This is a genomic window from Hanstruepera ponticola (assembly GCF_012931685.1).
Lineage (GTDB): Bacteria > Bacteroidota > Bacteroidia > Flavobacteriales > Flavobacteriaceae > Hanstruepera > Hanstruepera ponticola.
In genome coordinates this window covers 343016-357932 of record NZ_JABANC010000001.1, presented here as the reverse complement: position 1 = coordinate 357932, position 14917 = coordinate 343016, and the positions used below count along the sequence as shown (strand labels likewise).

14 protein-coding genes are annotated in these 14917 nt (G+C 33.4%); 2 read left to right on the top strand and 12 right to left on the bottom strand.

From position 1 onward, the window contains the following. Nucleotides 1-54: 54 nt before the first annotated feature. From HGK31_RS01560 to HGK31_RS01520, 9 genes are all read right to left on the bottom strand, one after another. The gene (locus HGK31_RS01560) at nucleotides 55-2469 is read right to left on the bottom strand and encodes an efflux RND transporter permease subunit (protein WP_191858203.1); all 2415 of its coding nucleotides are present in this window, start codon (nucleotides 2467-2469) and stop codon (nucleotides 55-57) included. A gap of 58 nt (nucleotides 2470-2527) precedes the next feature. Continuing rightward, nucleotides 2528-3811 carry a hypothetical protein gene (locus HGK31_RS01555; protein ID WP_223115294.1) on the bottom strand — a complete coding sequence of 428 codons (1284 nt, stop codon included), beginning with the start codon at nucleotides 3809-3811 and terminating at the stop codon, nucleotides 2528-2530. A gap of 54 nt (nucleotides 3812-3865) precedes the next feature. Then, on the bottom strand, nucleotides 3866-4423 hold the full coding sequence (gene frr, locus HGK31_RS01550) for a ribosome recycling factor (RefSeq protein ID WP_104734822.1): 558 nt from the start codon (nucleotides 4421-4423) through the stop codon (nucleotides 3866-3868). Nucleotides 4424-4472: 49 nt separating this feature from the next. Next, nucleotides 4473-5180, bottom strand: a complete 708-nt coding sequence (gene pyrH, locus HGK31_RS01545; RefSeq protein WP_104735812.1) for a UMP kinase — start codon at nucleotides 5178-5180, stop codon at nucleotides 4473-4475. 127 nt (nucleotides 5181-5307) lie between these two features. Further along, nucleotides 5308-6279: a translation elongation factor Ts gene (gene tsf / locus HGK31_RS01540; protein ID WP_104734819.1), complete on the bottom strand. Its 972-nt coding sequence runs from the start codon at nucleotides 6277-6279 to the stop codon at nucleotides 5308-5310. An 85-nt stretch (nucleotides 6280-6364) separates the two neighbouring features. Then, nucleotides 6365-7141, bottom strand: coding sequence for a 30S ribosomal protein S2 (gene rpsB / locus HGK31_RS01535; RefSeq protein WP_104734818.1), 777 nt, complete (start codon nucleotides 7139-7141; stop codon nucleotides 6365-6367). A 192-nt stretch (nucleotides 7142-7333) separates the two neighbouring features. Further along, a complete protein-coding gene (rpsI, locus tag HGK31_RS01530) occupies nucleotides 7334-7720 on the bottom strand; it encodes a 30S ribosomal protein S9 (protein WP_104734817.1) in 387 nt (128 codons plus the stop codon). Then, nucleotides 7720-8175, bottom strand: coding sequence for a 50S ribosomal protein L13 (gene rplM / locus HGK31_RS01525; protein ID WP_104734816.1), 456 nt, complete (start codon nucleotides 8173-8175; stop codon nucleotides 7720-7722). The genes rpsI and rplM overlap by 1 nt, the downstream gene beginning before the upstream one ends. Nucleotides 8176-8368: 193 nt before the next feature. Further along, nucleotides 8369-8539 carry a hypothetical protein gene (locus HGK31_RS01520; RefSeq protein WP_162919937.1) on the bottom strand — a complete coding sequence of 57 codons (171 nt, stop codon included), beginning with the start codon at nucleotides 8537-8539 and terminating at the stop codon, nucleotides 8369-8371. Nucleotides 8540-8769: 230 nt separating this feature from the next. Here HGK31_RS01520 and HGK31_RS01515 point away from each other — a divergent pair, with 230 nt between their 5' ends. Further along, entirely contained in the window at nucleotides 8770-9330 is a 561-nt protein-coding gene (locus HGK31_RS01515; RefSeq protein WP_191858202.1) for a type 1 glutamine amidotransferase domain-containing protein, read from the top strand. Between the two features lie 223 nt (nucleotides 9331-9553). Continuing rightward, nucleotides 9554-10642: a ligand-binding sensor domain-containing protein gene (locus HGK31_RS01510; RefSeq protein ID WP_191858201.1), complete on the top strand. Its 1089-nt coding sequence runs from the start codon at nucleotides 9554-9556 to the stop codon at nucleotides 10640-10642. A 27-nt stretch (nucleotides 10643-10669) separates the two neighbouring features. Here the strand turns inward: HGK31_RS01510 and HGK31_RS01505 are convergent, their stop codons facing one another. From HGK31_RS01505 to HGK31_RS01495, 3 genes are all read right to left on the bottom strand, one after another. Further along, nucleotides 10670-11212 (bottom strand): hypothetical protein, encoded by a 543-nt coding sequence (locus HGK31_RS01505; protein WP_191858200.1) that lies wholly within the window; start codon nucleotides 11210-11212, stop codon nucleotides 10670-10672. Between the two features lie 157 nt (nucleotides 11213-11369). Then, the gene (locus tag HGK31_RS01500) at nucleotides 11370-13079 is read right to left on the bottom strand and encodes an FG-GAP-like repeat-containing protein (RefSeq protein WP_191858199.1); all 1710 of its coding nucleotides are present in this window, start codon (nucleotides 13077-13079) and stop codon (nucleotides 11370-11372) included. Between the two features lie 65 nt (nucleotides 13080-13144). Beyond that, nucleotides 13145-14869, bottom strand: a complete 1725-nt coding sequence (locus HGK31_RS01495; protein ID WP_191858198.1) for a serine hydrolase — start codon at nucleotides 14867-14869, stop codon at nucleotides 13145-13147. Nucleotides 14870-14917 lie beyond the last annotated feature (48 nt).

Here is a 14917-nt window from a genome sequence, read left to right as displayed (position 1 = left end):
AATGCAAAGATAACCTTTTCATGTGTCAAAAATCAAATTCAGAAATCTAAAATATTAGGCTGTATTTGTTGCATCATTTTTAGGTTCATCATCGTCTTCTTCTGGAATTATATTTATTGAAGGTTCCTTTAAAACTTCTTTGTTGGCAATACTTCTTTCAAGTGATAATAGGAGTGAAGGCAATAACAGTAAATTTGATAGCATAGCAAATAATAAGGTTGCTGAAACAAGAGCTCCCAATGCTACAGTGCCTCCAAAACTGGAGATGGTGAATACTGAAAACCCAAAGAACAATACGATGGATGTGTAAAACATACTGACGCCTGTTTCACGAAGAGCAGCATAAACAGATTTACGTATCTTCCAGTGGTTTGCTTGCAATTCTTGCCTGTATTTTGCTAAAAAGTGAATAGTATCATCAACTGAAATACCAAAAGCAATACTAAACACTAAAATGGTAGATGGTTTTATAGGAACACCTATAAATCCCATAAGACCAGCTGTTATTACTAAAGGTAATAGGTTAGGTATTAAGGAAACAACAATCATTCTAAATGACCTAAACATGTATGCCATAAATAATGAAATAAGCACTATGGCTAATGATAACGAAATCGCTAAATTTTTAACCAAGTATTTTGTTCCCTTTTGAAAAACCAAGGCTTTTCCAGTGATGGTTACGTTGTATTTCTCTGCAGGAAAGACTTTGTCAATTTTATTTTGAATGTCTTCTTCTATACGTTCCATTTTATCCGTTCCAACATCTTTCATAAATGTAGTGATGCGTGCATATTGACCAGTACTATCTACAAAATTTTTGAGTAAACTAACATCTGATGATGAGTTTTTTATGTAAGATGAAATGAACAGATTTTCTTGACTAGTTGGAAGCTGATAATATTTTGGATTACCATTGGTGTAAGCTTGTTTGGAATACTTTACAAGACTAACAATAGAAATAGGTCTTGATAATTCAGGTGTTTCAATTATGAGTTCTTCTAGCTCATTCATACGTTTTAAGGTAGCTAGTTTAATAACTCCTTTTTTGCGTTTGGTATCAACCAGAATTTCCATGGGCATAATGCCATTGAACTCTTCTTCAAAAAAACGTATGTCACTAAAAAATTCAGAAGTTTTTGACATATCTTCAATTAAACTACCTGAAATTTTTATTTGGTTCATACCAATCATACTTAAAATTAAAAGTATGATTGAAGTAATATAAATAGTAATACGCCTTTGCTTTACCATACGTTCCATCCAATCGACAAAACCACCTATCCATCGCTTGTTTAAATGTTCCAAATGACGATCTTTTGGAAAAGGTAAAAAGGTATAGATTATAGGAATAATCAGTAAACACAATATGAAAATGGCAAGTATGCTTAAAGAAGCTACAATACCAAATTCCTTAAGTAAGGTGCTTTCAGTTAAAATAAAAGTGGCAAAACCTGATGCTGTTGTTACATTGGTCATTAAAGTTGCATTCCCGATTTTGGTTATGACACGTTGTAATGATTTTACTTTGTTACCATGTAATTTGACCTCATGTTGGTATTTATTGATAAGAAAAATACAATTGGGAATACCAATTACAATTATCAATGGCGGAATTAAAGCCGTAAGCACCGTAATTTCATAATTAAGCAGACCAAGAATTCCAAACGTCCACATAACACCTAAACAAACTACAATCATGGAGATTAAAGTGGCTCTGAATGATCTAAAAAAGAAGAAAAATATCAGTGAAGTAACGCCAAGTGCAGCTGCAATAAATTTGCCAATTTCATCAACAATATTTTGAGCGTTTAATGTGCGAACATAAGGCATTCCTGAAACCCGAACATCAAGTCTTGTTTCTTGTTCAAAAGATGCGATTTTTGGAATTAGGCTATTGAATACAAAATCCTTTCTAACAGGTGTATTTACAATATCCTTCTTCATGTAAATAGCTGTACGAATGGTTTTAGTTTCCTTATTGAATAGGAAATTGTCATAGAAAGGATACTTTTCAAATAAATCCTCTTGAAGAATCTCTAATTCAGAAGCAGATGTAATAGAATCTTTTATAAAAGGTTCTAAATCAAAGCGCTCCTCATCAACATTCTTGACGAGTTTTTGTAGGTCTTTTAGCGATACAACAGTTTCAACTTCGTCAAAATTTTTAAAAGCATCCGAAAGATTGTTCCAAGCATTTAAATTTTCAACAGTAAAAAGAGTTGAATCTTTGACACCAAGTACAATAAGGTTTCCTTCCTCACCAAATATGTCTAAAAAGTCCTTGTAAACAATATTTACTTCGTGGTCATCGGGTAGTAAATTGGCTTCTGTATAAGTAAAGCGCATGTTTTCCCACTGATAAGCAAAAAAAATAGTGGCTACCAAAATACCTGCTAGAATACCAATTTTATTACGTAAAATCAGTCTGGCAACAACGTCCCAAAAACTTTTTGTAAATAGTTTAAACATGCATTAATTAACGAGTTGCAAAGGTAGAAAATTCCTATGTATTACCTTAAATAATAGCTTATAATGTCACGTTAAATGTGAATTTTATAGCAATATTATCTTCTGTTTTAGGTAAGTGATAAGCACCATATCTATAAGTGCCACTCAAACCAAATCCGAAAAGAAGCTTATTAATCTCAAAACCTGATTCGGTATAGCCTTTGTCAAGCGTATCAAAAGTAATTCCTTGATGCCTATTAATATTACTCATGTTTCCAATAGCAAACCTAGAAATTAGCACTAATTGTGGCTTAAATCTGGTAGCAATATTAAAGGGGCTGAAATAATGCCTGAATTGCAGGGTTGTAAATCTATCAGAGAAAAATTCATTAAAGTACATGGTTTCAAAACTGTCAATACCAGCCACTGAAAAACGTTGCAAAATAGTTTCCTTGTTGATATTGTTGGGATAAGCATGATATAAATGAGAGAGGGGAGTATTACCTCTTGCAATTCCAGCTGACAAAATAAATCTAGAAAAATTATCTTTTTTATAATTAATCTCATAGATGGTTCTAAAATCTATTTTAGCAAAATTAAAATCACTTTCAAAGACGCCTTTTACACTTTGAGTGTATTGTAGCGTGAATTTTGGGAAACCAATCTTAACTTCTTTTATCCTCTTGTCAACCAATTCATAACGGCTAAATGGACTCCATTGTAGCGATATGACTGCTGTACTTAAGTTAAATTCTGAATAGGATTTACCATCTACCTCATAAATATAGTTGTATGTTGGGTTAACATTACTAACACCTAGTTGTGTTTCAGTAACTAAACGCGGTGAGATTTGATGTTCCAGTGAGATGTTTTTTGCAATGTATTTATAAAATAAATCGATGTTCAATAATCTTGGTTCGAAAAATTGAAAAAAGCGTTTGTCAGTAATAAATTTTGAACTCCCAGTTTCCTGCAAGTCATCTATGTAAGAGAAATTTAACCAAGTATTCGTGTTTGGAATTAACCTGATGCCTCCACCAATTCCATATTTAAATCGGTGGTCTCTAAAGCCATAAACCAGATAACCGTTAATGCGATATTTTTCTGAAAAAGCATCATTAGTTACACCACCAACACCAGTTCTTAATCCTTCATATTGATTAAACTTTATAAGATACCTTAAATCAATATCGAAGTATTTGGTTGGAAAAAATCCGTTACCCAATTGTTTGATTAAGTCTCTTTTTTTTAGGGAGTCTTGCTGTGTTTCAGTTGTGTCTTTTACAACAGACTGCGCTTGGATTTCCGTAAAAAAGAAAAGCCATATGAAAGCGACAGATAAAAGATATTTTAAAATGAACAACAGGCAAGGTATTAGGATTAAAAAAAGCGACTTTAAGTGTCGCTTTTAAAGTTTTTAAACTGTCATAATTTCCTTTTCCTTGTTTTCAAAAATTTGATCAATCTTGGAAATATACTTGTCAGTCATATTTTGGACATCTATTTCAGCATTTTTTTGAAGATCCTCTGAAGCGTCATCCAATTTTTTTATATCGTTATTAGCATCTTTTCTAGCATTTCTGACACCTACTTTGGCGTCCTCTGCTTCTGCTTTTGCCTGCTTGGCTAAATTAGTTCTACGTTCTTCAGTCAAAGGTGGAACGTTTATAATAATGGAATCACCATTATTCATAGGATTAAAGCCTAAATTAGCATGCATAATGCCACGCTCAATTTCTTGAAGCATCGCTTTTTCCCATGGCTGCACTGTAATGGTTCTACCATCTGGGGTATTTACGTTGGCAACTTGGTTTAATGGTGTTTGAGAACCATAGTAATCTACCATTACGCTACCTAACATAGCAGGACTTGCTTTGCCAGCACGAATGTTTACTAATTGCTTTTCTAAATGCTTTATAGCAGCATCCATTGCTTCCTTTGCTGTGTCTAGTATAAATTGTATGTCTTCGTTCATCGCTAAAAAATTAAGTTTAAAATGATCTATTCAAAAAACACGCCAAATATTATAAATTTACTTTGGTTCCAATTTTTTCACCCGAAACAACCTTTAACAAGTTACCTTTTTTATTCATATCAAAAACGATTATTGGCAACTCGTTTTCCTGACTTAATGTAAAAGCCGTTGTATCCATAACTTTTAAACCTTTGCGTAAAACATCATCAAAAGTAATATGGTCAAATTTTATGGCGTTGGCATCTTTTTCAGGGTCGGATGTGTAAATACCATCTACACGTGTACCTTTTAAAATGACATCGGCTTCAATCTCAATAGCGCGTAACACAGCAGCTGAATCAGTTGTAAAATAAGGATTACCCGTGCCGCCACCAAAAATAACCACACGTCCTTTTTCTAAATGCCGCATGGCTTTTCTACGAATAAACGGTTCAGCGACTTCATTAATTTTAATCGCTGTTTGTAAACGGGTTGGTACGCCAGCATTCTCAAGCGCACTTTGTAATGCCAAACCATTGATAACCGTAGCCAACATACCCATGTGATCACCTTGAACACGATCCATGCCATTACTTGCTCCAGCAACACCTCTAAAAATATTTCCACCACCAATTACTATGGCTACTTCTACGCCTTCATTAATGATAGATTTGATATCATTAGCATATTCTGATAAACGTTCCGGGTCTATACCGTATTGGCGCGTACCCATTAAAGCCTCACCGGATAATTTTAAGAGTATTCTTTTGTATTTCATGGTTGTTTTTGAGCGTTTAGCAAAACTACATAATTTTTTTGTTTTTGGATTGAGAATTTTTTGTTGGATTGACATAAAAAAGCCCCTCAATATTTTGAGAGGCTTTTGTAAAATATATGATAATATATTATCCTACTGTTACACGCTTAAATCCAGTGATTTCAACATCACCATAAGATTCTACATATTGTGCAACGGTTTTCTTTTCGTCTTTAATAAACTTTTGGTCTAATAGACATTGTTCTTGGTCTAATGTTGTGTTATCAGAAATGTAACGCTCCATTTTACCAGGAAGAATGCGATCCCAGATTTGTTCTGGCTTACCTTCAGCTTTTAATTCCGCTTTTGCAGCTTCTTCAGCTTTTGCAATTACTTCAGGTGTTAACTGTGCCATAGAAATATATTCTGGTACATTTTTAAGTGTTTTTCCTAAACGACCTAATTCAATATTTTCTTTTTCAATAACTGCAATTCTAGCTTCAGTTTCTGATGCAATGTATGCAGGATCAAAATCTTTGTATGATAATGTAGTTGCTCCCATTGAAGCTACTTGCATAGCCACATCTTTAACAAGCGTTTCAGCATTATCAACTTCACTTGATAAACCTACTAAAGCAGCAATTTTATTAATGTGAACGTAAGAACCAACATAAGGTGCTTCTAATTTTTCAAAAGCTGTGATATCTAGTTTTTCACCAATAACACCAGTTTGTTCAGTTAATTTTTCAGCAACAGTCATACCGCCGAAATCTGCGGCTAAAAATTCTTCTTTAGAATTGTAGTTAATTGCAGCTTCAGCCAATTCGTTTGCTAATGCTACGAAGTTTTCGTTTTTACCAACGAAATCTGTTTCACAACCTAAAACGATAGCCACACCAGCAGTGTTAGCATCATTAATTTTAGCAATTGCAGCACCTTCAGATGAATCTCTGTCGGCTCTTTTCTCTGCTACTTTTTGACCTTTTTTACGAAGTACTTCAATAGCTTTATCGAAATCACCTTCAGCTTCAACTAAAGCTTTTTTACAGTCCATCATTCCGGCACCTGTAGCTTGTCTTAATTTATTTACTTCTGCTGCTGTTATTTTTATAGCTTCCATAATTTTTTTAATTTAAAAAAGTCGTTTAATGTTATTTCTTTGGAAGAAAGGTATTAAACGACTTTAATAGTTTTGTTTATTTATTTTATTCTTCCTCTTCTGTTGCTACTGCTGCTTTTTTAGCAGAAGCTTTTGCTTTAGGCGCCTTTTTTTCTGTTTTAGCACCATCTTTTTCAGCTTTACGTTCAGATAAACCTTCAGCGATTGAACCTGTAACGTATGATAATACTTTATCTATTGATTTAGAAGCATCATCATTTGCAGGAATAACATAATCAACCTGACGTGGATCAGAGTTTGTGTCAACCATAGCAAAGATTGGAATGTTTAATTTTTGAGCTTCTTTAATCGCAATGTGCTCGCGCTTAATGTCAACAACAAATAAAGCACCTGGTAAACGGGTCATGTCTGAAATAGAACCTAAATTCTTTTCTAATTTAGCACGTTGACGATCTACTTGTAAACGTTCTTTTTTAGATAAAGAATTAAATGTCCCATCTTTCTTCATTCTATCAATTGCAGCCATTTTCTTAACAGCTTTTCTAATAGTAACAAAGTTAGTTAACATACCACCTGGCCATCTTTCAGTAATGTAAGGCATGTTGATAGCGCCAGATTTCTCTGCAACGATATCTTTTGCTTGTTTTTTAGTTGCAACAAATAAAATTTTACGACCTGAAGCTGCAATTTTACTTAATGCTGCCCCAGCTTCTTCCATTTTAGCTGCTGTTTTGTAAAGGTTAATAATATGGATGCCGTTACGTTCCATATATACGTAAGGAGCCATATTTGGATCCCACTTACGTGTAAGGTGTCCGAAGTGTACACCTGCTTCTAGTAGTTCTTTTACTTCTACTGCCATGTTTGTAATAGTTTACGTTCTGTTGAATTAGCAATGATTAAGTGGTCTTTAATTTAAATCGCCTTAATCATTTAGATGCTAAACTAAATCCTGACCATTTGGTCATGGACAACAATAACTAGGTTAAAAATTGTGTTTTGTTTTAACCAGATTGAGAAAGCTTGTGAGCATTTCCCAATCCAGTTGGAAAAATTAACGTTTAGAGAATTGAAATTTCTTACGAGCTTTCTTCTGACCGAATTTCTTACGTTCAACCATTCTTGGGTCTCTAGTTAATAAACCTTCTGGTTTTAAAATTAATCTGTTTTCTGCATCAAGTTCGCACATAGCACGAGATAATGCTAAACGGATAGCTTCAGCTTGACCTGTAATGCCACCTCCATATACATTTACTGTAATATCAAAGCTGCCATCATTGTTAGTCATAGCTAAAGGTTGATTTACCTTATACTGCAAAGTTGCAGTCGGAAAATATTCCGCCATGTCTTTTTTGTTCACCGTAATGTTACCTTTTCCTTTGGCAACATACACACGAGCAACAGCCGTCTTTCTACGGCCAATTTTGTGAATTACTTCCATTAATTAAATTCGTTTAAATTGATTGTTTTTGGTTTTTGTGCTTCATGAGCATGTTCTGAACCAACAACAACGTTAAGGTTACGGAATAAATCGGCACCTAATTTGTTTTTAGGTAACATTCCTTTTACTGATTTTTCTACTAATCTTGCTGGATCTTTTCCAAACAATTCGCTAGCAGTTAAACTTCTTTGACCACCTGGGTAACCTGTGTGACGGATATAGGATTTATCTGTCCATTTGTTTCCAGTTAAGTTGATTTTTTCTGCATTGATAACAATAACGTTATCACCACAATCAACATGAGGTGTGAAGTTAGGCTTATGCTTTCCTCTTAAAAGTTTTGCAACTTTAGAAGCCATACGACCTAATGTCTGACCTTCAGCATCAACCAAAACCCACTCTTTATTTACAGTAGCTTTGTTTGCTGAAATCGTTTTGTAGCTTAATGTGTCCACACTTTCTATTTTTTCTTATTAAACATTCCTCTCTTAAAAAGAGTTTGCAAATTTACGATTATATATTTGATTACCAAATAGTGTAGATGAATTTATTGTAATAGAGAATATTGTAAATCAATTAAGTAAAGACCGACATTAAAAGTTGCCTCGAGAAAAGATGAAGTTGTTGTAAATAAGCATGTTGTAGTAGTTACGAAACTATATCTTTAGTTTTATTTATTAATTCCTGCTCTTTCCTTTCCAACTTTTTTGATCTAATAGCATAAATCAATAACCCCATTTCAATCGCCAAAATACCAAGTTTGGCTTTTTTGCTTTTTGTAAGTGCGCTGGTGAGACCTAATATTTTTGTAATTATCATGACTTTATGGATTTTAAAATTCGGTTAAATAATATATAAGATTTTAATTCCAAATATTGACTTATACGAATTGATTTTTAACGTATTCAACATTTGAAAAATGTACTCTTAAGAATCTTTAACAATAACCGTTAATATTGGGTTAAACTGCTTTAAGCATTTGGTTTAGCTTGTCTTCGTAGTTATATTAATTGGTGAAGAAATTATTAACAAATTAAAAATATTTACAAATGGAAAACTTAAATAGAAAGATCGTTGCAATTTTAGCAACCAATGGATTTGAAGAAAGTGAATTAAAAGAACCTAAAAAAGCATTAGAAGAAGCTGGAGCCGATGTACACATTGTGTCTCTAGAATCTGGAGAAATAAAAGGATGGGCAGATGGTAACTGGAGTAACTCATATAAAGTTGACAAAACATTGGATGAGGTATCTCAAAGTGACTATAACGCTTTAATGCTACCTGGTGGTGTTATAAACCCAGATTTATTAAGAAGAAACGACAAAGCAATTAGTTTTGTAAAATCATTCTTTGAAAATAAAAAACCTGTAGCTGCAATTTGTCATGCACCATGGTTGTTGGCTGAAGCGGATGTTTTAAAAGGAAGAAAAGTTACATCATACAACTCAATTAAGACAGATATTGTTAATGCAGGTGCCAATTGGGTAGATGAAGAAGTTGTTGTAGATGAAGGATTGGTTACCAGTCGTTCACCTAAAGATTTACCAGCATTCAATGATAAATTAGTTGAAGAGGTTTACGAAGGTAAGCATGATATGCAGATGGCATAGTTTATAAGCGTGATAAGAAAAAAAAGAGGTTTCATCAGAAACCTCTTTTTTTATTGTTGTTCATACATAAGTAATATACCTCCTATAATTTAGAACCTCATGTGGATTTTAGAATAATCTTTTATGTTGGTTCTAATGGGATTTTACAAACTTTTGACACTTTTTTTTCATTTATAAATATTGAATACATGAATACTATGTTATTTTTGAATAAACGGATCATATGAAATATTGTGTTTGGATATTAATTTTATGGCTTTTATGTGTTTTTAATTTTTCTTGTAATGGACAAAAAAAAATAGATACCCCAAATGAAACTACAATTGAAACAAAAGCTGAAAACGTTACAAGCTTTAATCCCTTTTTACAAACTAATGAAACAGATTCTTTGTTTTTTATTGAAGGTCAACTGTGTCAGCATTTACGTAGGATTTTTGAAGATTCGAAAGGTAATTTATGGTTTGGCACTAACGTGTATGGTTTGATGTGTTTTGACGGTAAAACACTTAAATACTTTGATGAGTCAGATGGATTAGGAGGAGGAAGAATAACCGCTATTGTTGAAGATAAAAAAGGAAACGTTTGGTTTGGGACCTATAAAGGTTTAACAAAATATGATGGTGAAACATTTGTTAACTATACTCAAGATGATGGTCTTTTGGAAAATGAAATTTGGAGTATTCTTATAGACCAAAATGATACTTTTTGGATAGGTACAAATAGTGGTGTAAGCCAATTTGACGGCAAGGAATTCAAAGATTTTAATACACCTAAAGCTAAAATACAAGATACAACTACCTATTATTCCTATGATAGGATAACCAGTATTATGGAAGACAGAAAGGGAGATTTATGGTTTGGAACTGATGGTTTTGGTATAACCAAATATGATGGAGAAAGTTTCATCCACATAACTAAAAGGGAAGGCTTATCTGACAATACCATAAGTGAAATTATTGAAGATAGTAAAGGGAACATTTGGATTGGCACCATGTATGGCGGTTTAAGTGTTTATAATGGAGAAGGTTTAAAAAATTTCACATCAAAAGATAATATAGAAGGTCATGAGGTTAGTGATATTTATGAAGACCCTGATGGTAATATTTGGATAGCTATTGAAAATTTTGGTATTTACAAATATGATGGAGATACCTTTGCAAATTATTATAAAGATGAAGGATTGCTAACCAACGGTATATTATCTATGTTAAAAGACTCAAAAGAGCGTTTTTGGTTTGGCGGTTGGGGAGGGCTTTTTCGGTTTAACAATAATAGATTTGCGAGTATTACCAAAAATGGACCTTGGAACTAAAGTCGTTTACTAATGAAAATGTTTTATTTAATTGTTATCTAAATAAGACTCCATATAGTTATAAGTTGTTAAATATTCTTTTTTAATTTCTCGAAGATGCTCAAGAATTTCTGATTGATTAGGATAATTCGGGTTTAAGCAATCATTGAAATCATTATCATACACAGTTAACAGAATAAACCAACAGCCAGCTCTTGAGGTGTGGTAGTTATCAAAAATGGTTGAATTGCCATTTGATTCTCTTTTTGCATCAACTAAAACAGGAATTAGGTTAATTGTTTTTGTTGTTTTTTCCCGCTCATGGAATGATAAAAAATAGGTGTTGCCATTGATTTTTATAGGGACATTGTATTCTACATCTTGATGTTCACGATTATATTTCATGTTTATGAAATTATAGAACTCATTTGCTTTTTTAGGGTCTTCAAAAATGAAAGCATGGCTTTTTGGAAGGTCTCTTTTGAACTTTTTAGCGAGTTGAACTTTATCCGTTTCAATTGTTGGCGCTATTTGGGTTGGAATGCATGCTATGAACATTGCTAACATTAAAATACAGGATAATTTTTTCACGGGCTGGGTTTTTAAATGCACAACAAAATTTGTACCAGCTTAAAGAATTTTCTGTAATTTATTAAAATAAACCGCAATCAATAAGTGTCATTAACACAAATGCAAATACTTAATCATTAAGGTTTTTAGAAGGAATGAGAAAAAAATATTCAAGGCGTTAACGTTTAGAAAACTTTTTCGTGATTTTTTGATTTCCATTAATGAATTGAATGAAATACATTCCTGAATCCAATAAAGAAACATCAATTTGATTTGATTTAAAATCGCTATATGACAGATATAATTTACCAACAACATCATAAATATTTATATCATAATCCGTCATTGTTGTTCTAATAAATAATTTGTTGCCAACTGGATTTGGGTAAATAACGAAGTTATCTAGACTACTTTCTTCAACAGACAATTCAGGATTACTGCCCTCAACTAAATCAATTTGTTGATTAGCCGATACATTTGTTAATACATCTACTGTGCCACTTAACCAAGTAACTTTAACATAATCTACTACTGTATTTGTGCCAAGCCCAAACAATTTAGTACCCGAATTTTGAGATAAATAACCTTCACCACAATGTGTATAAGCATATTGTTTTTCACCATTTATTGAAATTTCAATCGTTGATCCAATACCATCTCTGTTACTAACAGTTCCCTCCAATTTAAGTTTTAACCAATTATTCGTGTGAGGCGTATTGTTTTTCCAAAAGAACAAATCTTGATCAAAACTATTTGTTACAATAAGTTCAGGGTAACCATCATTGTCTGAATCGCCCACTGCAGAACTATATGCTGCTCTTTCATCACCTGGGAAACTTTCATTGTTTAGAGTAAATGTTTCATCATCATTATTTAAATAAAATGCAGCTTTTAAAAAATTGGTTTCTGTAGCATCAAACTCACCACAAACATAAAGGTCTTGATCCATATCGTTATCTGCATCAAAAAACGATGCTCCCCAACTTACACTATTAAAGACTGTCCCGGAAGAAACTGCAACATCTGTAAAGGTTTCATTTCCATTGTTTTTAAAAAGAACATTTCCTATAGGTCCGTTGGTAATATAAATATCAAACCAACTATCATTATTAAAGTCACCAACCGTAACAGTCATAGCATCAATAGTGACGTCGGTTCCAGATGAAATGCTGATATCTGTAAAAGTGCCATCACCATTATTTTTATACAATATATTTGGGTTTAAGGGTCTATCATTTGATATGTATATATCTTGATACCCATCATTATTAATGTCTAAAAATGCACTGCAAAAGGAACCATGACCTGAAGTAGAAATACCAGCTTCTAAACTAACGTCGGTAAATGTTCCATCACCATCGTTGCTGTAAAGGATGTTGTTATGAAGCGCTGTTCTATTTGAAATAAACACATCTAAATACCCATCATTATTATAGTCTCCCCAAGATGCACCATATGAGAACATGTTTTCGGGATCAATTCCAGCTGCAACTGTTATATCTTGAAAGTTAAGATCGCCTATGTTCTCAAACAATCTATTACCTTCATAGTCACTGGTGACAAATAAATCTTTATCACCATCATTATCAATATCAACCCAGTTTACTTGTTTTGTTTGATAATCAAAATATGGGATATTAGGAAATATTTCAGTGAAAACGCCATTGATGTTTTTGAAAAAACGAATTTCTTCACCAAATTCTGTGTTTAAAGTGATGTCATCCCAACCATCATTATCAAAGTCATAAAATGTCACGCCATTCCCTAAATAAGTAGTTCCACAAGTGAGATTTAAACCTAATGCATTGGCTTGATCAGAAAAACTTACCTGACCAAAAGTTTGTGCAATAAATAATGATGAAATAAGTATGTAGTAAACACGATTCATTTTTATAACTCTTAATTAATCACAAAAATACTAATAATTATGTTTACTTTTAGGTAATTAAAAAACTACTCAATTCGTTTTGCAGGCATATTCTGACCATTTTGATGCAAGGTTAAGCTATCTATCTTTCCTTTATCATTGGCATGAAATGTAACTTGTGCCTCCACAACTTTTAAGTAAAATTTGTTGTAGTCTGATGCAAACAATTCAAACTGTGGTTGACCTGTAGCTTGGGCCAATAATTGCTTTTCGATTCGTGTTACTGTAATTATAAAACCAGGCTGCAATTCATATTGACCACAATAGGTTTCAAGCATTTCTTCAGATACATCCACATCCTTTGTTAATTTTGATTTATCTACACCAAGTTCAATTAGTACGTTTTTGGCATTATCATTTGCAGGATTTAATTCCAAGGATTTCTTGTAATTGGTAATAGCCTGTGTAGTATCTCCCACTTTTAAATAAGCTTCTCCTAGAGAATCATAAGGATTGGAAGCATCAGGAAACGAAGCCACATTCAACTTAAAAAGCTCTAGTGCTACCTTATTATTGTCTTCACCAAGATATTGATAGGCCAGAGTATTCAATTGGTTTTCATCAAACTTATAGGCATCTGATTGTTCTACCTGCAATTGCTTGTATAGTTTTATAGCCGACTCGATACCATTGGCATCAATTTCTTTATTAACGATTGTGGCAATCGAAGGTTTTGGCACTTCTAATGGTCTTGGGTCACCCAACAATTTCATTCCAATTCGACCAATATCCGTATCTGCATTACCTAATACGACGACTCCTTTTTGGGTGCCTTCTATAAAACCTGTAAACGATTTATAACCAGCTGTCGCGCCATTGTGCCAAATAATGGTATCATCGCCATTTTGGGCATAGTGCCAGCCCAGGCCTATTTTAAATTGGTTGGCTTCATTTTCATAAGCTACTTGCTGACTTAATTGCATGGCTTCAAAAATAGCAGGGTGCGATACACCCATATTGGCTTGTAAAAATCTGACCATATCCGCTGTTGTAGAACGGATACCACCAGCACCAGCCAAGCCTGTTAAATCCCAATTGGAAACCTCAACACCTTGTGCATGAGGTTTAGCCAAATGGTTTTTCATACTATCAGTTAATACCAATCGGGTACTAATCATGTTACAAGGATGGGCTATTTTTTCGATTAACAATTCCTCGTAACTTTTGCCTGTATGCAATTCCAGAATATGTCCCAATAAGCCCATGGCATAATTGGAGTATTCATATTCCGAACCGATATCTCTGGTTAATTCATAGGATGACATGAATTCATAGATAAGTTCCGGTGTATAATCTACATACGGATTTCTAGGATCTTTAGGGTTGAAATTATCAGGCATTCTAGGCAATGCCGAAGTATGGGTTGCTAAATCCAAAAGCGTAATTTCCCTGCCATTGCGTATTGGAACCGTAACCGTCTTTGGTAAATAGTTTGCAATGGGATCCGATAGTTTCATACGGCCTTTCAACACTTCATCAGCCAGCATAATACAGGTGAAAACTTTGGAAATAGAACCTATTTCATATACCGAATGTTCATCTACCTGAACATTCTGTTTTAAATCAGTAGTTCCATAATTGTAGAAATCAACTCTATCACCATTTACAAAAGCTACTGAAATACCCACATTTTCACCCGACTCAACACGCGCTTGGATATTCTCTTTGACTTCCGTTGTTATGGTTGTCTCTTGTGCATGACCGATAAAAACGGTCATAATAAGACAGATACTGACAAATAGATTTTTCATGATGGTGTGTGTTAGCGTTATAGCCATAAGACGCCAAGTCATACGACT

What these genes read in the sequence shown, in the direction of transcription:
- HGK31_RS01560 (WP_191858203.1), bottom strand. Translation starts at nt 2,469, where the DNA reads ATGTTTAAACTATTTACAAAAAGTTTTTGGGACGTTGTTGCCAGACTG.
- frr (WP_104734822.1), bottom strand. Translation starts at nt 4,423, where the DNA reads ATGAACGAAGACATACAATTTATACTAGACACAGCAAAGGAAGCAATG.
- pyrH (WP_104735812.1), bottom strand. Translation starts at nt 5,180, where the DNA reads ATGAAATACAAAAGAATACTCTTAAAATTATCCGGTGAGGCTTTAATG.
- tsf (WP_104734819.1), bottom strand. Translation starts at nt 6,279, where the DNA reads ATGGAAGCTATAAAAATAACAGCAGCAGAAGTAAATAAATTAAGACAA.
- rpsB (WP_104734818.1), bottom strand. Translation starts at nt 7,141, where the DNA reads ATGGCAGTAGAAGTAAAAGAACTACTAGAAGCAGGTGTACACTTCGGA.
- rpsI (WP_104734817.1), bottom strand. Translation starts at nt 7,720, where the DNA reads ATGGAAGTAATTCACAAAATTGGCCGTAGAAAGACGGCTGTTGCTCGT.
- HGK31_RS01520 (WP_162919937.1), bottom strand. Translation starts at nt 8,539, where the DNA reads ATGATAATTACAAAAATATTAGGTCTCACCAGCGCACTTACAAAAAGC.
- HGK31_RS01515 (WP_191858202.1), top strand. Translation starts at nt 8,770, where the DNA reads ATGGAAAACTTAAATAGAAAGATCGTTGCAATTTTAGCAACCAATGGA.
- HGK31_RS01510 (WP_191858201.1), top strand. Translation starts at nt 9,554, where the DNA reads ATGAAATATTGTGTTTGGATATTAATTTTATGGCTTTTATGTGTTTTT.
- HGK31_RS01500 (WP_191858199.1), bottom strand. Translation starts at nt 13,079, where the DNA reads ATGAATCGTGTTTACTACATACTTATTTCATCATTATTTATTGCACAA.
- HGK31_RS01495 (WP_191858198.1), bottom strand. Translation starts at nt 14,869, where the DNA reads ATGAAAAATCTATTTGTCAGTATCTGTCTTATTATGACCGTTTTTATC.